General features: G+C 72.0%; 16 protein-coding genes and 1 tRNA gene. 11 read left to right on the forward strand and 6 right to left on the reverse strand.

All coding sequences use genetic code 11. The features are described 5' to 3' along the window. Positions 1-26 precede the first annotated feature (26 nt). On the forward strand, positions 27-2438 hold the full coding sequence (locus KUF83_RS01225; RefSeq protein ID WP_217452596.1) for a hypothetical protein: 2412 nt from the start codon (positions 27-29) through the stop codon (positions 2436-2438). A gap of 45 nt (positions 2439-2483) precedes the next feature. Here KUF83_RS01225 and KUF83_RS01230 read toward each other — a convergent pair whose 3' ends face one another. Together KUF83_RS01230 and KUF83_RS01235 are read right to left on the reverse strand one after the other, a co-directional pair. After that, on the reverse strand, positions 2484-2873 hold the full coding sequence (locus tag KUF83_RS01230; RefSeq protein WP_217452597.1) for a hypothetical protein: 390 nt from the start codon (positions 2871-2873) through the stop codon (positions 2484-2486). Positions 2874-2945: 72 nt separating this feature from the next. Next, a complete protein-coding gene (locus KUF83_RS01235) occupies positions 2946-3293 on the reverse strand; it encodes a hypothetical protein (RefSeq protein ID WP_217452598.1) in 348 nt (115 codons plus the stop codon). A gap of 230 nt (positions 3294-3523) precedes the next feature. Here KUF83_RS01235 and KUF83_RS01240 point away from each other — a divergent pair, with 230 nt between their 5' ends. Next, positions 3524-4003, forward strand: a complete 480-nt coding sequence (locus tag KUF83_RS01240; RefSeq protein WP_217452599.1) for a DUF485 domain-containing protein — start codon at positions 3524-3526, stop codon at positions 4001-4003. A gap of 26 nt (positions 4004-4029) precedes the next feature. After that, on the forward strand, positions 4030-5607 hold the full coding sequence (locus KUF83_RS01245) for a cation acetate symporter (protein ID WP_217452661.1): 1578 nt from the start codon (positions 4030-4032) through the stop codon (positions 5605-5607). A 148-nt stretch (positions 5608-5755) separates the two neighbouring features. On the opposite strand, the gene KUF83_RS01250 is transcribed toward KUF83_RS01245, so the two are convergent. The 3 genes from KUF83_RS01250 to KUF83_RS01260 all read right to left on the reverse strand — a co-directional run bounded on the left by KUF83_RS01250 (position 5756) and on the right by KUF83_RS01260 (position 10757). After that, entirely contained in the window at positions 5756-6643 is an 888-nt protein-coding gene (locus KUF83_RS01250) for a cellulose-binding protein (protein WP_217452600.1), read from the reverse strand. 234 nt (positions 6644-6877) lie between these two features. Beyond that, positions 6878-9754 carry an SUKH-4 family immunity protein gene (locus KUF83_RS01255; RefSeq protein WP_217452601.1) on the reverse strand — a complete coding sequence of 959 codons (2877 nt, stop codon included), beginning with the start codon at positions 9752-9754 and terminating at the stop codon, positions 6878-6880. 7 nt (positions 9755-9761) lie between these two features. Continuing rightward, positions 9762-10757: an SMI1/KNR4 family protein gene (locus KUF83_RS01260; protein WP_217452602.1), complete on the reverse strand. Its 996-nt coding sequence runs from the start codon at positions 10755-10757 to the stop codon at positions 9762-9764. Positions 10758-11072: 315 nt separating this feature from the next. Between KUF83_RS01260 and KUF83_RS01265 the strand changes: the two genes are divergently transcribed. Together KUF83_RS01265 and KUF83_RS01270 are read left to right on the forward strand one after the other, a co-directional pair. Further along, on the forward strand, positions 11073-11576 hold the full coding sequence (locus KUF83_RS01265) for a YwqJ-related putative deaminase (protein WP_217452603.1): 504 nt from the start codon (positions 11073-11075) through the stop codon (positions 11574-11576). Positions 11577-11671: 95 nt separating this feature from the next. Next, positions 11672-12172, forward strand: coding sequence for an SUKH-3 domain-containing protein (locus tag KUF83_RS01270; RefSeq protein ID WP_217452604.1), 501 nt, complete (start codon positions 11672-11674; stop codon positions 12170-12172). Positions 12173-12209: 37 nt separating this feature from the next. Here KUF83_RS01270 and KUF83_RS01275 read toward each other — a convergent pair whose 3' ends face one another. After that, complete coding sequence (locus tag KUF83_RS01275; protein ID WP_217452605.1) at positions 12210-13538, reverse strand: sensor histidine kinase; 1329 nt, start codon at positions 13536-13538, stop codon at positions 12210-12212. Positions 13539-13900: 362 nt separating this feature from the next. Between KUF83_RS01275 and KUF83_RS01280 the strand changes: the two genes are divergently transcribed. From KUF83_RS01280 to KUF83_RS01305, 6 genes are all read left to right on the forward strand, one after another. After that, positions 13901-13976 (forward strand) — tRNA-Gln (locus KUF83_RS01280). A gap of 127 nt (positions 13977-14103) precedes the next feature. Further along, a complete protein-coding gene (glmU, locus tag KUF83_RS01285) occupies positions 14104-15600 on the forward strand; it encodes a bifunctional UDP-N-acetylglucosamine diphosphorylase/glucosamine-1-phosphate N-acetyltransferase GlmU (RefSeq protein ID WP_217452606.1) in 1497 nt (498 codons plus the stop codon). A 120-nt stretch (positions 15601-15720) separates the two neighbouring features. After that, the gene (locus KUF83_RS01290) at positions 15721-16692 is read left to right on the forward strand and encodes a ribose-phosphate diphosphokinase (protein WP_200396421.1); all 972 of its coding nucleotides are present in this window, start codon (positions 15721-15723) and stop codon (positions 16690-16692) included. 196 nt (positions 16693-16888) lie between these two features. Further along, positions 16889-17476, forward strand: a complete 588-nt coding sequence (locus KUF83_RS01295; RefSeq protein WP_217452607.1) for a 50S ribosomal protein L25/general stress protein Ctc — start codon at positions 16889-16891, stop codon at positions 17474-17476. A gap of 146 nt (positions 17477-17622) precedes the next feature. Further along, the gene (pth, locus tag KUF83_RS01300; RefSeq protein ID WP_217452608.1) at positions 17623-18219 is read left to right on the forward strand and encodes an aminoacyl-tRNA hydrolase; all 597 of its coding nucleotides are present in this window, start codon (positions 17623-17625) and stop codon (positions 18217-18219) included. A gap of 127 nt (positions 18220-18346) precedes the next feature. Continuing rightward, a complete protein-coding gene (locus tag KUF83_RS01305) occupies positions 18347-18832 on the forward strand; it encodes a hypothetical protein (RefSeq protein WP_217452609.1) in 486 nt (161 codons plus the stop codon). The last annotated feature ends 55 nt before the right edge of the window (positions 18833-18887 follow it).

The following is an 18887-nucleotide window of genomic DNA, read 5'->3' on the forward strand; positions in this document are numbered from 1 at the left end:
CCGCCCCGCCCGGGTGTCCTGGACCCATGGGACTGAACAGGCGTACGGCGATGAAGGCCGGCCTCTTGACGACCGCGGCGTCGGCACTGGGCCTGAACCCGGCGCGTCCACAGGGCACTTCGCCGCCCCTGGCGCTCACCGTGCAGGGCGAGGCGGCGGCCCGGACGAACATCCCGGTCGTACGGGACCGCCGCGCGTCCGGGGGCAGATACCTGGCCCTGCGGACAGGGAAGAGGCCCGGCCGGGAGGGCTGGTACGCCACGTATGCGGTCCGGGCTCCCGAGGCGGGCGTGTACGGGCTGACCGCCGTCGCCACGGCCCCGGTGGAGACCCCGCACACGGAGGCGGCGGCCTCGTACCTCCAACTCGCCCTGAACGACGGCCCCTTCCATGAGATCGCCCGCTCCCAGCCCTACTGGTACGAGTCGAAGCCGGCCTGGGGCGACCTCTCCGTCCTCGACCTCGGTGAGCTCGAACTCCGGCGCGGCGAGAACACGTTGACGTTCCGCGTGACGGAGCCGACGGTCCTGGAGTCCGGCACGGCGTACGCGCTCGCGCTGGACCGCTTCACGCTGAAGCGGCGGGCCGGGGTGGAAGTGCGCGAGGTGTCCGTGGGCGAGGGGACGCTGAACACGTACCGCCACGGCGGAACCGCGAGCCTGACCCTCACTCTCGACGGGCGCCCCGGCCGCCCGCAGAGGGTGCGCCACACCGTCGTCGACCACGTCGGAAAGCAGGTGTCGGCGGGCCACGCGACGATCCCTGCCGGAGAGACGGTGACGAAGGTGCCGCTTCCCCAACTCCCGCCCGGCAACTACCGCGTGACGGCCTCCGTCGACGGCGTCGGGTCCGTCACCGCTGTGACGGGCCACTTCGCGTGCCTGCCCGCGCTCCCCGCCGTGTCCGGCCCCGCGAACCGCTTCGGCGTCAACGTCTGGGCCACCTCCCTCGTGCCGCCCTCCCGCCTGGACGCCTTCGCCGCGGCGATGAAGGACATGGGCGCGGGCTGGACACGGGACGGCCGGTCCTGGCCCGCCGCCGAGCCGGCACCGGGCGCGTACGACACGGCCCACCACGACCGGGTCACGCAGGCGATGCGCCGCCACGGCCTCTCCCCCCTGGAGGTCCTCTCACCGGCCCCCGAATGGGCCATGACGGACGCCTCGCTCCCCCTCCCGGCGGACCTGCGGCACGCGTACCGCTACGCCCACCGCATCGCCTCCCGCCACCCCGCCGCGATCCAGCTCTCCAACGAACCCGACGTGGACGTCACCAGCAGCACGGGCGACGCGCACGCGGCGTTCGTGAAGGCGGCGGCCCTCGGCGTCGCGGACACCCCGGACGGCCCGCTGGTCGTCCTGCCGGGCATCGCGCAGGCGGGCAGCTTCCAGGACCTGATGCTGGAGAACGGCGTGGTGCGGTACGCGGACGTGTGGGCCTTCCACGGCTACCCGGACCCGGCCGAGCAGGGCGAGCCGACCTTCCCCGGAGCAGCCGACGAACAACGCGAACTGGCCGAACGGCTCGGCGCGGGTGACGTGCCGCGGTGGATGACGGAGTGCGGCGCGTTCTTCGCGGTACGCCCCGGCGTCGATCTCACGCCCGCCCAACAGGCGGTCCAGGCACGCTACTTGGTCCGCTCGACGGTGGAGGGGCTGGCGGCGGGGACCAGCCGCCAGTTCTGGTTCGCGGGCCCGCCGCTGCACGACGACGGCGTGTACTTCGGCCTGCTGAGCCGGGACTTCCATCCGCTACCGGCGTACAGCGCGTGCGCGGCCCTGACATCACTGCTGGGCGAGGCGCACTTCGCCGGACCGGTGAGCGGGCTGCCCGCCGGGGCGGCCGGCTTCGAGTTCGACTCGGGCCGGGGCGAGTCGGTCCGGGTCCTCTGGGCGGCGCAGCCGGTGCGGGTTCCGGTGCCGGGGGCGACCGTGTACGACGTCATGGGCGGCCCGGTGCCGACGTCCGGGGGTGCGGTGACGGTCTCCCTCGACCCGGTGTACGCGGTCACCCGGGCCGCCCGCTTCACGGCACACCCGACCCCAGCCCACCGAGCCCCCCTCTCCCCCGCCGAACACATCGTCCTGAGCCAGCGCTACTCCGCCCGGAACGCCGCCCCCAACAAGGACAACGGCGACGCGGAACCCCCGCTGGGCTACCGCCTGTCCCGCCGCACCCGGATGTCCCTGGACGTCTACAACTTCGGCACCGCCTCACGGACGGTGACGGTACGGGTGCCACGCCCCGGCGGAGGCTGGTCGCTGCGGCCTCAGGGCCCGACGCGGGTCGAGGTCCCGCCCCGGGGCCGCAGGACGGTCGACTTCACGGTCACGGCGGCAAGCGGGGTCGCCCGCCGGACCGACCACCGCCTGAGGTTCACGGCGACGCTCGACGGCGAGGAGGTACCGCCGTCGGTGTCGCTGGTCCAGCTCAAGTAGGGACCGGCAGCGAAGCCCGACCAGCGGCCCGCCCGGACGGCTTCGTCACTTCTCCCGGTCGAACCAGGCCACGGTCTCCGGCAGGAACAGCAGCACCATCACAGGTGCCCCGAATGCGATACGCAGAGCGGCGTCCACGAACTCTCCGGGCGCCGCTGCATCGAAGGCCTGGTTGAACGACCCCACAAGGACGAACAGCATCACCACGAACGTCGTGAGCCGAACGCCGTTGCGCGCACCGCCGTCGTACGTCAGGGCAAGCAGCGCGCACACCCAGACCAGAATCCACGGAGTGATCATGTTCCCCACCCCGTAGGACGTCAGCCCGCCCGACAGAGCAAGCATGACAACCAGCCCGGCGAACGCCAGCCCGAACAAGAGCAGTTGGGCCCCGCGTACCGGGCGAGGCATCACGGATTCACGCACGTCACTCATTGATTTCCTCTGCTTGCGAACTGTCGGATGCCGCTGCCGGACTTCCGGCAGCGGCATCCTTCCTCACACGGCTCACTCAGGTGCGTCGCGGTCCAGATACGGCTCGAGATACTCCAGGTATTCCCTGTGCTCCGCTCCGATGGCCGCGGCGTCGATGTCCCGCAGGGGCGTCAGGTCCGCGTCGCCGATCCTGTCCGCGGTGTCCATTTCGGACAGAGCGTGCAGTTGTGCCTCCAGGCACACCCCTGACTCCTCGAAGGACGCCATCATCGCGAGTGTCCCGGCGATGGCCCGGGCCTCCTTCGGGGAGTAGCTCCGCATCCAGTCCTCGACACGGTCACTGCCGGACTCCCGAACCCGCCGGTCCTCACTGACCAGTTCCCTGATCAGCTCGGCCAGCTTTCTGCCACCGATGCTCATCGTGATCCTTTCAGGTCAGTACGGCAGCTAGTACCGGCTGGGCGGGGAAATGGCGTCACACCTGAGGGTTAACGCGGGTAACACCCCAGGTCAACGAAGCAAGCGCGTACCGACCAGCCAGTTTGTCGAAACCCTCGCGTATCCGGCTACCGCCGAGTAGCGTGCGTGCTCGCTCACCCCCCGCTCCCTGCGGTCCGCACCCGGGCCCGAACCACGCAAGGAGAACCGGGATGTCCTACGACACGTCCCCGTCGTACCCCGTTCCACCGCACCATCCGCCCCGCAACTCCTCACCGTCCTACCCCACCTATCCGAACGAGCCCGCGCAGCCGACGTATCCCTGGGCGCCTCAGCAGCCGGAACCCGAACCCGCCGGGCCGCAGCGCCACCGCCACGCCGCTCTCGGCCGGCACAGCGATCTCCGTGTCCTGCGCACCGCGTACCGGTGGCAGCGGCGCGTGGCCACCCTGGCGGCGCTCGGCTACTTCACGCTCTTCCTCGTCCTGTCGGCGTCCGCGCCCTCGATGATGGCGGGCGAGGTGACCGGGGGCCTGACCCTCGGACTCCTCCTCGGCCTGCTCCAGGTCCCCGTGACCTGCGGGGCCATCGCGCTGTACGAGTACACCGCCCGCCGGGGCGTGGACCCGATCGCCGAGCGCATCAGGAAGCAGGCGGAGCTGGACACCAAGCGGGCGGAGGCACGCCGGTGACCGGATTCAGCAGTTCCGCCCAGGCGATGTCACTCGTGGCGTTCACCGTCGTGGCCACCATCACCCTGCTGCTCTGTGTGATGACCGGCCCCGACCGGGACGACCTCGACGAGTTCTACACCGGCTACAGCAGCCTGTCCCCCATGCGCAACGGCCTTGCCATAGCGGGGGACTACATCTCCGCCGCGACGGTCCTCGGCACCGGCGGCGTGATCGCGCTCTTCGGGTACGACGGCGTCGTACTCGCCCTGAGCACCGCGCTGTCCCTCATGCTCCTGATGTTCCTGCTGGCCGAACCCCTGCGGAACGCGGGCCGGTTCACCATGGGCGACGCCCTGGCCCGGCGGATGCCCGGCCGGGCGGTGCGGATCGCGGCGTGCGCGGCGACGCTGGCCGCGCTGCTCCCCCTGATGCTCGTACAGCTGGCCGGCACCGGCGACCTGCTGGCGTTCATCCTCGGCTTCTCCAGCGACGGGCTGAAGACGGGCTGCATCGTCGGTCTCGGCATCCTGATGATCAGCTACGCGGCGATCGGCGGCATGAAGGGCACCGCGCTGATCCAGATCCTGAAGATCGTGATGCTGCTCGGCTCGGGCGCCGTCATCGCCGTGCTCATCCTGAACAAGTTCGACTGGGACCTCGGCGGCCTGTTCGGCCAGGCCGCTCGCAACAGCGGGGCCGGCTCCGCGTTCCTGAGCTCCGGACTGCAGTTCACCAGCGGGCCCAGTCCACGCCTGGACATGATCAGCTCGGAGCTGACGGTCGTGCTCGGCGGGGCCTGCCTGCCCCACATCACCATGCGCATGTACACGGCGGGCAGTGCCCCTCAGGTGCGCCGGTCGCTGTCGTGGGCGGTGCCGGCCGTGGCGCTGTTCGTCCTCGTCATCACGGTCGTCGGATTCGGGGCGACGGCACTGATCGGGCGGGAGGCCATCGCGGTCGCCGACCCACAGGGCAACACCGCGTACCTGCTGGGCGCACGGGCCGCGTTCGGGGCGGACGTCTCGACGGCGGAGACGTTCCTCTTCACCACCGTCACCGCAGCGATCTTCCTGACGGTCCTCGCGTCCGTCGCCGGAATGATCCTCGCCTGCGCCAACTCCCTCGCCCACGACGTCTTCGCGCACGGCAGGAAGCAGCTCTCGCCGCGCCGCGAGATGACGCTGGCCCGGGCGTCCGCGGCGGCGGTCGGCATCCCGGCGATCGTGCTGGCCACCCTCGTCCAGCACCACAGCCTGCAGCCCCTGGTCACGCTGTCGTTCTGTCTGGGGGCGTCGGCCATAGCGCCCGCGCTTGTCTACAGCCTCTTCTGGCGCCGCTACACCCGGGCCGGTCTCATGTGCACGCTCATCGGCGGCTCACTGAGCACGCTCATCCTGATGACCGGCACGAACCTCGTCTCGGGCTCCCCCATCTCCGCGTTCCCCGACCACGACTTCACCTGGTTCCCCTTCACCACGACCGGCCTCGTCTCCATCCCGCTGGGCTTCGCCCTCGGCTGGCTCGGCACGGTGGCCTCGGGCCGGGAGAAGGCGGAGGAACACCGCAAGCGGTACGAGGCCGTGGAGGGCTGGATCCTCGCGGGGGCGGTACGCAAGGAGTGAGCGGGCACGGGTGACGTGCGGGCCGGTGGGGGCACAAGCCGGGGCGCGGCCCCGCTTTTGAGGGGCGCGGGGAACTGCGCGGCCCGCACCCACCGGCCCGCACCCGCACCCGCACCCGCACCCGCACCCGCACCCGCACCCGCAAGGACTACTCCGCCGCCGCCCGCCCCGTCAGCGCGGCGAGACTGCTGCGTACGTGGTCCATGTGGGCCTGCACCTCGTCCCACTCCTCGCTGTGTTCGCGCAGGACGCGTTCGGTCTCGCGGGCGACGCGTTCCTCGCGGACCCCGGCCTCGGCGAGGAGTTCGGCGGCGCGGGCCTCCGCGTCCTCCTGGAGGTGACGGGCCGATTCCTGGGCCTCGGCCAATGCCCGCCCGGCCGCGGCCAGATCCTCCTCGGCGCGCGCGACGAGTTCCTCGTGGCGCGCGTCGAGGGCGGCCTCACGCTCGGCGGTCTCGCACGCGGCCCTCTCCCAGCGCTCGGTGTGCTCCTTCTCCTGCTCGGCGAGCAGGGCCTCGGCGCGCCGCCGTGTCTCGCGCAGCGCGGCCAGCGCCTCACCGCGGCCCTCCTTCACCTCGCACCGCGCGGAGATCCGCATCTCGTCGGCCTCGGCCTGCGCGGCCAGCAGCCGGTGCCGGGCCCGCTCGTCGGCCTCGCCGCGCACCTCGTCGGCGGCCGCACGCGCGTCCGCACGCACCCGCCCGGCCGCCGCCTCCGCCTCCTCCACGACTCGGCGCGCCTCCCGGCGCGCGCTCTCGCGGACCGCGGCGGCCTCCTCCTCACCCAGCTCGAACAGTCGGCGGGCCCGGTCGCCGAGCGACTCGTACGTCTGGGGGGCGAGCCCCCGCACGACCTCGCGCAGCCGCAGCGCCTCGGACTCCATCTCCCTGGCCAGCACGGTCAGCCGGGCGGCCCGCTCCCACGCGGCGTCACGCCCCGCCGAGAGCGCCGAGGCGTACGCGTCGACCTGGTCGGGACGGTAACCACGCCCCCGTACCGCCTCGAAGCCATGAGACGACACCGATGCGCTGCTCATCCTCGAATCCCCTCTGGCGTACGACTTCGGCGTACGACGTACGCCATGATGTGCCGCACATCTTGGTGGATCAGACGGAAGTGTTCATAACGCGACACTCCGCGCATACCTCCCGGAGGGCCTCCGGCAGGGGCTCCAGCCGGGGCACCACGGAAAAGGCCCGGCCCGGTCTGTCGACCGGGCCGGGCCCTCACACTCGTCGCCGCCGCACGGGCTCGGCGCTCTGACGCTCCGTCAGAGCAGGCCGTCCCACATCTGCTCCAGCAGGACCGACCACCAGCTCTCCGGCGACCCGAGAGCCGCCGGGTCGATCGCGGCCAGCTGCGCCTGGAAGTCGACGGTCCAGCGGCCCGCCTGCTCCTGGTTGAGCCCGAAGCGCAGACGCCACATCCGCCCCAGCAGGGCGAGGCTGCGCGCGAACTCGGGCAGCCCCGTGTTCACGAACTGCGGCGGTACGGAAGCGCCGCCCGGCCCCGCCTCCACCGGCACGGCCACGATGTTCGCCGTCCCGTACTGGACACAGATCGCCTTGCCGAAGTCACTGCCCATGACGAGGTACGAGCCCGCGTCGGCACTCGGCTGCACGCCACGCTCCTGCGCCAGTTCGGCGAGCGTCGGCACCGGACGGCCCGGCTGGGCCTGCGCCCAGAAGAACGGGTTCATGTCGACGGGCAGCCCGGCCACCACCAGGGTGTGGGCCACGATCGGCGGTACACCCTGCCGGGACACGGCGGCCTGGTCGAACCGGAACAGGCCCGGCCCGAACGCCGCCGCCAGCTCCTGCCCGATCGCCTCCGGCGGGATCGGCGGCGCGGACTGCACCGGCAGCAACGGCGCCCGTACGGGACCGGGCCTCGCCGGGCCGTCCGCGACCTGGTGCAACTCGCCCTGGTGCGCGAGCAGTTGGGCCATGCCCTGCTGACGGCTCGCATGGTCGGTGCCGTACGAGGCGATGCTCGTGATCCGCGCCTGCGGCCAGCTCTCCCGGATCATCCGGGCGCAGTACGCGCCCGGCAGCTCGCAGGACTCCAGCTCCGTGTGCAGCTCCAGCACCTGCTGCGGCGGCACGTTCATCGCGCGCAGCTCGTGCAGGATCTGCCACTCCGGGTGCGGGGTGCCCGGCGCGGACCGCCGGATCAGCTGCTGCTCGCTGCCGTCCTGGGCGCGGTAGCGCAGAACCGCCTGGTAGCCGGGGCCGACCGTGGGCGGAGCCTGCTGGGGGTAGCCGTAGGCCGGGGGCTGCTGACCCGGCACGGGCTGGCCGGGGAAGGGCCGGCCCGGCATCGGCTGGCCCGGGAAGGGCTGCTGGCCGGGCGCGTGCGGAGCGGGGGGCGGCATGCCGGGAGCTCCGTGAGCGCCGGGCGGCATCCCCGGCGCACCGGGAGCCGGGGGCGGCGGAGGAGCCGTGCCCGGACCACCGACCGGCGGACCGGCCAGCATCGTCGCCGCATGATGGACCCCACCGGGCGGCGTACCACCGGGCGCACCCGGACCACCCGGCGCACCCGGCGCACCGGGAGCGCCCGGAGGCTGCGGAGCACCAGGACCACCCACCGCCGGACCGGCCAGCATCGTCGCCGCATGGTGAACACCACCGGGCGGCGTACCACCCGGAGCACCAGGAGGACCACCGGGCGCACCCGGACCACCCGGCGCACCGGGAGCACCGGGAGCCTGCGGAGTGCCGGGGCCGGCCGGCCGGCCCGGTGCTCCCGGACCCGCTTGACCCGTGTGACCCTCGGGCCCGTCGGGGCCGAGCTGCGAGACGAGTTGCGTCGGTACGTACCCGCCGGCCGGAGCGCCGGGCGCACCCGGACCGGACGCCGGAGCCGGGCCGCTCGGCCGCGCGCCCGGCGTACCGGGGGCGCCGGGAGGCGGCGGCGTACCGGGCGAGACCGCACCCCGCGCGCCACGCGGCGGAGCCTGTGCCTTGCTGGTCGCGGCGTCGGCGATGTCACCGGCGTTGGGCGGCAGCGGCCGGCCGGCCGCACCCGAAGGAGCAGGCTGCCGCGGTGCGTCGGAAGCGGCGGGCGGCTGCGGGGCGCCCTGCGGATAGCCGTAGGCGGGGGCACCGGGAGGCGGCGTGCCGGGCCCGGCGTTCTGCGGATGGCCGTACGAGGAGGGCGCGGGCGGCGGCGTGCCCGGCGCACCCGCCCCCTGCGGCGCGGGGCCCTGTGCCCCCGGACCCTGCGGGAAGGGCGGCGGGGCCTGCTCGTCCACCGCGGGCGCGACGGCCGTACTCGGCAGCCGGCTTCCACCGGAGATCAGCTTGGTCCTGGCCTCGGGCGTGGGCGGCGTGGTGTCGTCCCCCACATCCCTTATCTGCGGGGCGTACACCGTCGTGGGCAACGGCACGGAACGGTCGTCCCCCGGCTCCGCGTTGGTGTCGGTACCGGCCCACGGAGTGGCGTCGGCGGGCACTCCGGATCCGGCGGACGCGTCACCGGCGGCGGCGGGCCATGCCGTGCTCCCGCCCGGAGCGGCGGGTGCCCCCGCACCGGACGCCGCCGACGGACCGGCGGGAGGCCCCGGCAGCGTCTCGGGCATCGAGCTCCCGCCCCCGGCGCCGCCCTGACCGGCACGGGCCGCGTCGACGGGCGGGGTGGCGTGGCCGATCGGGGTGGCATCGACGGGCGGGGTGGCGCCCGCGGACGGAACGGCGTCGCTGACGGCGGCAGCGGGCCGGGACCCGGCCCCCTCGGACGTACCACCGGACGTCCTGTCCCGGCGATCCGGGACACCCATCCGGTCCGCGGCCTCCTGGAGCCACTCCGGCGGCGTGAGCAGGAACGACGTCTGATTGAGGTCGACGCGCGCGGGAGGCGCCGGCGTCGCGTCGGACACCGGGTCCGACAACCCGTACTCCTCCTCGTAACGGCGGATCACCTCGCCGACCGGCAGCGAGGGCCACAGCGTGGCCTCCCCGCTGTCACGGGCGATGACGAGCCGCTGGGCGCCGCCGTCGGACCGCGGACCGTCGGCCCGGTCCTCCGCCCACACCACGAACCCGAGGTCGAACTCCCGGACCCGCACCTCACGGTGCTGGTAGCCGGGCAGATCCCCGTTGATCCACTCTTCCGCGCGCTCCTGCGCCTGCGCGAAGGTCACCATCGGACGCTCACTCCCCCACCGAAGACACGGCGGACACCGGCACGGCCCGCGCGAAGCCGCCGTCCACCATCAGGTTCGCCACCGTCTCCAGCTCGGGCGGATTGCCCGCGAGCCGGGACAGGAACTGATCGAAGTCGTCACCACAGGGCAACAGCAGCCGCTGTACGCGTTCCGCGGGCGGCCACGCGTCCTGGTCACGGGCGTCGTCGTACGCGCAGAACCACACGGAGCCGATCCGCTCACCCTTCACCTTCACGGCGAGCAGCCCGCCCTGCACGAACCCGACTCCCAGATAGTCCTTGGTGAGATGGTCCCGCAGGCACTTGTTGACGTAGACGAGGTCGTTGACGGCGGCCTCGTCCCGCACGGTGAAGAACGGCTGGTCGACCAGCAGCCCCAGCTCGGCGTCCAGCGCGGCCCCGACGGGCGCGCACCCGCCGGCGGCCTTCAGGAAGGACCGGTACGCCCCCGGCAGCCGGTACCCGAGATCCTCCTCGACCCCCACCACCTGCTGCTCGGTCACGGCCACCGCCGCCTTCGGCAGCCCGAAGTGCGCGGGCCGGGTCTCCTGCAGCGGCCGGGTGCCCCGCTTCTCCTGGTCGACCGCCGCCGTGGCGAGCCCGCCGTGGTGCCGCAGCAACGCCTTCACCTCGACCGGCACGAGCTCCAGCCGCCGCGTCGACGGCACGTGGTGCCAGGTCCAGCCGTGCGGAGTGGCGACCGCCGGAATGGTGTCCCACAGGTCATGGCCGGAAGCCGCCATGGCGGCGTTCGCGGACACGTAGTCGGTCAGCCGCAACTCGTCGACGCCGAACCCCTCGGGCGGCTCCGCGATCTCCGCGGCCGCCCGCGCGTAGAGCGCGAAGTCGGGAAGGCCGGCGTCGTCGACGCGTACCCCTCTCGGGTGACGGGCCGCCCGGACCGGGTCCGGGAAGTGAACCACCTGCCCGGCATAGGCCGCGTTCGGCGGCGCGGCTTGCTGCCCGAGCCGACCTGTCGTCATGGCGGTTGCCCCCTGCGGCGTTCTGATGGATCGCGGATGTCGACAGCCTATGCGGTGGAACGACACCGGTCACCGGGCCTCCGGTTCCGTACCGGCCAAGGGCCCTCCGGTTCCGTGACCTGCCGTCATCGCGCCGTGACGGTACGACGAAGACCGCGCGTGTCGCACCGCCCCAGCTTCCGCACCAGCCACGGAGTTTGGCACTCTGTCCGAGCACCGGGGGATGCGGTAAGAGCCTGTGTCCACACCCCGGCCGGGGTGCACGCCGCCCGGCCGGGGTGCGGACACAGGCTCTACAGGGGAGGGAACAGGACAGTGAGCGCGACACAGACGGGTACGTCCGGAGATCCACGGGTCGGCTGGAGCAGCACCGAGGCGCCCACCGCCCCGGCCCTCCTCCACCGCCGTGACGGCATACTGCCCACCATCGCCGCCGCCCTCTCCGTACGAGGCGCCACCCTCACGGGCACGGCGGGCCGCGGCGACCAGCCGCCGCCCCTCCACCCCCTGGTACGGGACTTCCTCGACACACTGACGAGCACCCAGCGCGACCGCTTCACGGGCCGCTGCGCCGAAGCGATCCTCATCTCCCGCCACCTCAGCGCGGCCGACGCGGCCCGCTCCAAACGGGCCGCCCGCAAACCCATGACCAACGGCGAGGCACGCAAGTCCCTCAAGCAGGCCAAACTCACCGCCCGCCGCATCCGCGAGGACGGCGACCCCCTGCACGGCAGCTTCGCGCCACCGTGCCGCTCCTGCACCGCGCTCAGTGCCCACTTCGGCGTCCGCGTCGTCGACCCGACAGCACAGGAGAACTGACAGCCGCCTCCCACCCGCACGAAGGCGCCACCGGCGCCACCCGAAGCAGCCCGCCGAGAAACCCAGCGGCAGCTCAGACCGATCGCGAAGGGCAGATGCACACCGAACGCACCGCCACCTCCACCACCCGCTTCTCCGTGCAGGTCGACGCCGTGCTGCGCGCCTCCGGATGGCAACCGGGCCGGTGGGACATAAGGCAGGCCGAGTTCTGGGCCGACGCCCTGCGCAGCCACGAGTCCCCGGCGGGCCACCGCCACGCCGTGTTCCCGGCGGCCGTCGAGGCATGGGCGGAGTTCGGCGGCCTCCACATCACCACCACCGTCGCCGGCCGCCAGATCGCCCCGTGCCCCCTGCACCTGGACCCACTGCACGGCCTGCACATGGCCCGCACCCTCGCCGACCTCGGCAGGGCCCTCGGCACCGAAGTGGCCCCCCTCGGCGAGGAGACCGACACCAGAGCCCTGCTGGCCATCGACGCCGAAGGCCGCGTCTACACCCTGGACCACACGGGCGACTGGTACCTGGGCACGGACATCGACCAGGCCCTGACCACCCTCATCTCGGGCCGGGAACCGGTACGCCTGACGGCCGGCTGAACGGACCCGCCCGGCCCCGCAAGCCGTGAGCCGCGGCTCAGCCCTCGGCGGGAATGACCGCCGACACCCGGAACCCACCGGCGTCCGTCGGCCCGGACACGAACACCCCGCCGAGGCCGACGACCCGCTCCTTCATCCCGAGCAGTCCGTTCCCCCCGCTGGGCAGCCTGGCGTCGGACGCGGCCCCCGGCTCCGGTGGCGCCCCGTTCTCCACCTGCATCGCGATCTCGGCCCCCCGGTGCGCCAGCCGCACCCGGGTCTTCGCCCCCGCCGCGTGCTTGTGGACGTTCGTCAACGCCTCCTGCACCACGCGGTAGGCCGTCTGCTCCACCACGGCCGCATACGCCCGCGGGTCCCCCTCCACGGACAGGTCGACGACCATTCCCGCGGCGGCGGACTGCCCCACCAGCTCGTCGAGATCATCGATGCAGGGCCCGTCCCCCGACTCGTCGTCGACGGCCCGGGACGCGGCCGCCGCCGCGGCCGCACCCACGGCCGCGAGAGGCACGCTCGACGCGGACGAGGCCCCCGCACCCCGCACCACGCCCTCCTTCGTACGCAGAACTCCGAGCATCTCCCGCAGCTCGGTCAACGCCTGACGGCCCATGTCACCCACGAGCGAGGCGTTCTTCACGGCCTTCTCCGGGTCCTTGCGGGCCACCGCCTGCAACGCGGCCGCGTGCACGACCATCAGGGACACCCGGTGCGCGACGACGTCGTGCATCTCACGGGCGATCCGCGTCCGCTCCTCGTTGCGCGCCCACTCGGCCCGCTCCTCGGCCCGCTCCGCGAGCAGCTGCAGCTCCCGCTCCAGGGAGTCGGCCCGCTCCCGCAGACTCTCCATCAACCGCCGCCGCGCCCCCACGTACAACCCGAGCAGCAGCGGCGGCGCGGTCATCCCCAGGGAAGTGGTGATCGACACGAAGGGCACGAACCAGTCCCCCAGCGCCACATCACCCCGCACCATCCCCTGGTGCGCCCTCACATACGTGACGATCAGCATCCCCACCATCGACATGCCCGCGAGGGCCCCGATGATCCGCCTGGGCAACTCGGACGCCGACAGCGTGTACAGCCCGACGAGCCCCATGAGGAACCCCATCTGGGCGGGCGTGATGGCGATCGACACCAGGACGACGGCGATGGGCCACCGCCGCCGGAACAACAGCACGGACCCGGCGACCGCCCCGAAGACCATGCCCGCCGACACCGGTATCCCGGCCGCGTCGGCGAACGGGAACCCCTCGATCGCGCACTCCACCGACGACACCAGTGCGAGGCTCCCGTCGAGCACCGCACTGCGCCACCTCCCCCACCACCACGGGCCGGTCAGGGCCGCGGTGTGGTCTTCCCCCGTCGTGGTCATGACTCCAGCCTACGTTTGCCCCCCGCCCCTTTTCCGGTGAGTTTCCCGGACTGGCCTACACCACTCCGCGTAATCGAACAGAAGCGAAACAGCCCGGAATCCCTCGAACTGCTGAATCGCACCCCGTTCGACACCGGAAGCGCCCATTCCGCCCGGCCGGTACACGCAGGGAACTTTCACGTGGCACGTGCGCGGACTTCGGGATGCGGAGTTCGAAGGGGTGCGGGGGCAGGCAATGGCCCTGCGCCGCGAGGGCTGCAGCCTTCGGCGGCTTGTACCGTCGCATCGAAGGGTCTTGGTACGGCATAGTGTTGGGTGCTGACTCGGCGACCTGACCCAATGTCCGGTTCAGCCCAGTTCCATCCCCCATGGTGTAATCAGGCAGCACTGCGGTTTTTGGTACCGTATGTTCAGGTTCGAATCCTGATGGGGGAGCCACGCACCCCCGGGCCCTGACATCCCTGTCAGGGCCCGCTCTCATGTCGTCCCCGAAACGCCCCGGTATCCTGCGGATGTCCACACCCCAAAGGGCAACCCCAGTCATCCGAAGCCGAAGGGCACACCCGTGAGCGCCAACCTTCCCCAAGCTTTCGGCTCCGCTCGAGCAGGGGGAACCCCGCTCGCAGCCGTCGTCGTCCTCGCAGCGGGTGAGGGCACCCGTATGAAGTCGGCGACGCCCAAGGTCCTGCACGACATCTGCGGCCGTTCCCTCGTCGGCCATGTGCTCGCCGCGGCGGGCGAGTTGGAGCCCGGGCACCCCGAGAAGACCGTCGTCGTCGTGGGCCACGCCCGCGAGAAGGTCACGGCGCACCTCGCCGGGACCGCTCCGGGCGTCCGGACGGCGGTGCAGGCCGAGCAGAACGGCACGGGGCACGCCGTGCGGATGGGCCTGGAGGAACTGGGCGGCGTCGTCGACGGCACCGTCGTGGTCGTCTGCGGGGACACCCCCCTGCTCACCGGCGAGACCCTCCGCAGGCTCGCCGCCACGCACACGGACGACGGCAACGCGGTCACCGTGCTCACGGCCGAGGTCCCGGACGCCACCGGGTACGGCCGTATCGTCCGGGACGGCGCCTCGGGTGCGGTGACGGCGATCGTCGAGCACAAGGACGCCTCCGAGTCCCAGCGCGCGATCCGTGAGATCAACTCCGGCGTGTTCGCCTTCGACGGACAGCTGCTCGCGGACGCGCTCGGCAAGGTCCGCACCGACAACAGCCAGGGCGAGGAGTACCTGACGGACGTCCTCGGCATCCTCCGGGAGGCCGGGCACCGCGTCGGCGCCGCCGTGGCGGGCGACCACCGCGAGATCGCCGGCATCAACAACCGTGTGCAGCTGGCGGAGGCCCGCCGCACCCTCAACGACCGTCTGCTGGAGCGCGCGATGCTCGCGGGCGTGACCGTCGTCGACCCGGCCTCGACGTGGGTCGACGCCACCGTCACCTTCGAGCAGGACGCGATCGTGCACCCCGGCACCCAGCTCCAGGGCGCCACGCACCTGGGCGAGGGCGCCGAGGTGGGCCCCAACACCCGCCTGAAGGACACCAGGGTGGGCGCGGGCGCGCGGATCGACAACACGGTCGCGGACGGCGCGGAGGTCGGCCCCCAGGCGAACGTGGGCCCCTACGCGTATCTCCGTCCCGGCACCCGCCTCGGGCTGAAGGCCAAGGTGGGTACGTACGTGGAAACGAAGAACGCCTCGATCGGCGAGGGCACGAAGGTCCCGCACCTCTCGTACGTGGGTGACGCGACGATCGGCGACCACTCCAACATCGGGGCCGCGAGTGTCTTCGTGAACTACGACGGCGAGGCCAAGCACCACACGACGGTGGGGTCGCACTGCAAGACGGGTTCGGACAACATGTTTGTGGCGCCTGTCACCATCGGGGACGGCGCGTACACCGCCGCGGGGTCCGTGATCACGAAGGACGTGCCGCCCGGTTCGCTGGCCGTGGCCCGGGGCCAGCAGCGGAATATCGAGGGCTGGGTGGCCCGCAAGCGTCCGGGGAGCGCGGCCGCGAAGGCGGCGGAGGCGAGCTCCCGGGAGGCGGGCGGCGAAAGCTGACCGGAAAGCGTCGGGCCGGACTCGGCGTACCGTGATAGACGAACACCCGCACACCCAGCTGAGACCGCATCTGAGAACTGACTCGACATCCAGCTGAGACACCTCTGAGGAGACAGTGCTGTGACCGGGATCAAGACGACCGGCGAGAAGAAGATGATGTTCTTCTCCGGCCGCGCCCACCCCGAGCTTGCCGAGGAGGTCGCCCACCAGCTGGGTGTCGGGGTCGTCCCGACGAAGGCCTTCGACTTCGCCAACGGTGAGATCTACGTCCGCTACGAGGAGTCGGCCCGTGGCGCCGACTGCTTCCTGATCCAGAGCCACACGGCTCCGATCAACAAATGGATCATGGAACAGCTGATCATGATCGATGCTCTGAAGCGGGCCTCCGCCCGGAGCATCACGGTGATCATGCCGTTCTACGGTTACGCCCGTCAGGACAAGAAGCACCGTGGGCGTGAGCCGATCTCGGCCCGTCTGATCGCCGACATGATGAAGACGGCGGGCGCGGACCGCCTCCTGACGGTCGATCTGCACACCGACCAGATCCAGGGCTTCTTCGACGGCCCGGTGGACCACCTGTTCTCGCTGCCGCTGCTCGCGGACTACGTGGGTCACAAGGTGGACCGCACCAAGCTCACGGTCGTCTCGCCGGACGCCGGCCGCGTGCGCGTCGCCGACCGCTGGTGCGACCGTCTGGGCGCTCCGCTCGCGATCGTGCACAAGCGGCGCGACAAGGACGTCGCGAACCAGGTGACGGTCCACGAGGTCGTCGGTGACGTCGAGGGCCGGGTCTGTGTCCTGGTCGACGACATGATCGACACCGGTGGCACGATCTGTGCCGCCGCGGACGCGCTGTTCGCGCACGGCGCGGAGGACGTCATCGTGACGGCGACGCACGGTGTGCTGTCCGGTCCGGCCGCGGACCGTCTGAAGAACTCGAAGGTCAGCGAGTTCATCTTCACGGACACGCTGCCCACGCCGGGCGAGCTGGAGCTCGACAAGATCACGGTGCTGTCGATCGCGCCGACGATCGCGAACGCGGTGCGTGAGGTCTTCGAGGACGGTTCCGTGACCAGCCTCTTCGACGAGTAGTGAGTCCGGCCGCGGCCTCCTCGGGGTCCGCGTAGATCGATTTCTTGTACGGCCTCCCCGCCGCGTAAGCTGTCACAGTTGCTCGGCGAGGGAGGCCGCACTCTTCTGGTGCGGCGGTCCGTTATCGACGCGCTCTTCGTAGCAGGCCGACGGTGTGGCCGGGTGACTTTCTTCCCCCTGTACTACGAGGAGTGACATGTCCGAGGTCAAGCTCGCCGCCGAGACCCGCACCGAGTTCGGCAAGGGTGCCGCGCGCCGCATCCGCCGTGAGAGCAAGGTTCCCGCCGTTGTGTACGGCCACGGTGGCGACCCGGTCCACATCACGCTGCCGGGCCACGAGCTGCAGCTCGCCCTGCGTACCCCGAACGTCCTGCTGACCCTGGACATCGAGGGCAAGTCCCAGCTGGCGATCCCGAAGGCCGTCCAGCGTGACGCCATCAAGGGCTTCCTCGAGCACGTCGACCTGCTGCTGGTGAAGAGCGGCGAGAAGGTCAACGTCGAGGTCTACGTGCACACCGAGGGCGACCTGGCTCCCGGCGCCTTCCTTCTCGAGCACGTGCTCAGCACGCTGACCGTCGAGGCCGAGGCCACGCACATCCCCGAGTCGGTCACCGTCTCCATCGAGGGCCTGGAGGCCGGTGCCGCCATCCTCGCCAAGGACATTCCGCTGCCCGAGGGCACCACGCTGGCCATCGACGAGGACGCGGTCGTGCTGCAGGTGCTGGCCGCCCAGGCCGAGGAGCCCTCGGACGAGTCCGCGGGTGACGAGTCCGCCGAGGCCTGATCCCGCACCGGATCACTGTTCGCCGGCCGCCGCTCCTGCGGGCCCTGTCGTCACGACGGGACCCGGGGGCGGCGGCCGGCGCGTATCCGCCGATCGACGACCGCTGGTCGAGAGCAGCTGGTCAAGGACCCTTGGGAGACACGGACGTGACCACGGAACCAGGCGCCCCCTGGCTGATCGTGGGGCTCGGCAACCCCGGCCCCGACTACGCCATGAACCGGCACAACGTCGGCTTCATGGTGGCCGACCTCCTCGCCGGGCGGATCGGCGGGAAGTTCAAGAGGGCGGGCAAGGCCCAGGCGCAGGTGATCGAGGGGCGGATCGGCCCGCCGGGTCCGGCGAACCGCCGGGTGATCCTGGCGAAGCCGATGTCGTACATGAACCTGTCGGGCGGACCGGTGACGGGGCTGCGTGACTTCTACAAGGTGCCGACGGCGAACATCGTGGCCGTGCACGACGAGCTGGACATCGACCACGGGGTGCTGCGGCTCAAGCTGGGCGGTGGCGACAACGGCCACAACGGTCTGAAGTCGATGACGAAGGCGATGGGTCCGGACTACCACCGGGTCCGGTTCGGCATCGGCCGTCCGCCGGGGCGTATGCAGGTCGCGGATTTCGTGCTGAAGGACTTCTCCTCGGCCGAGCGCAAGGAGCTGGACTACTTCGTGGACCGGGCCGCGGACGCGGTGGAGGCGCTGGTCATCGAGGGGCTGGAGCGGGCGCAGTCGACGTACAACTCGTGAGGTGTGACGTGCGGCTTCCCGGGTGGGCCGGGCGGATGTGCCGGGGCAGTTGAAAGGTCCGTACAACGCGGGACTTGTCCCCCACCGGAGTTGACCGGGCGCGGGGCCATGGCCAAGGATCGCCGCCATGCCTGCCCATGCCTCCCGTCGGAACGCGTCCGCGGCGCTGCTGTTCGGGCGGCTCGCGGCGATGGGTACGGTCGCGGCGCTGATCCTGATCGCGGGTGTCTGGGCGTCCTGGGGCACCGCTCAGCACGTGATGCTCACCAAGGGGCGTGAGCGCGGCACGATGACGGTCACCCGGTGTGCCGAGGACCGGTGCACGGGTCCGTACCGGCCGGTGTCGGCGGGGTCCACGGCGCGGGAGCTGGTCGTGCTCGACAGTGAGGTGGCCGTCGAGAAGGGCCGCACGTACGCGGTCGTGGTGAAGCCCGGCAGCGACGATGTCGTCCGCACGGGCACGGGTGGTCTTCTCTATGCCTGGGTGCCACTCGGGGGCGCGCTGATGCTCGCGTCGATGGTGGTGGCGGGCGGGCTGCGGCTGAGCCGGCCGGCGTGGGTGCTGGGCGGTGCGGGTCTGACGCTGGTGACGGCCGCGTTCCTGGCGCTCTGAGGTTTTCTCCCCGAACGCGAAGGCGCCTGTCCGGCTCGTACGGGCCGGACAGGCG

The sequence above is a fragment of the Streptomyces sp. BV286 genome (assembly GCF_019090165.1).
In the GTDB taxonomy this organism is placed as follows: Bacteria; Actinomycetota; Actinomycetes; order Streptomycetales; family Streptomycetaceae; genus Streptomyces.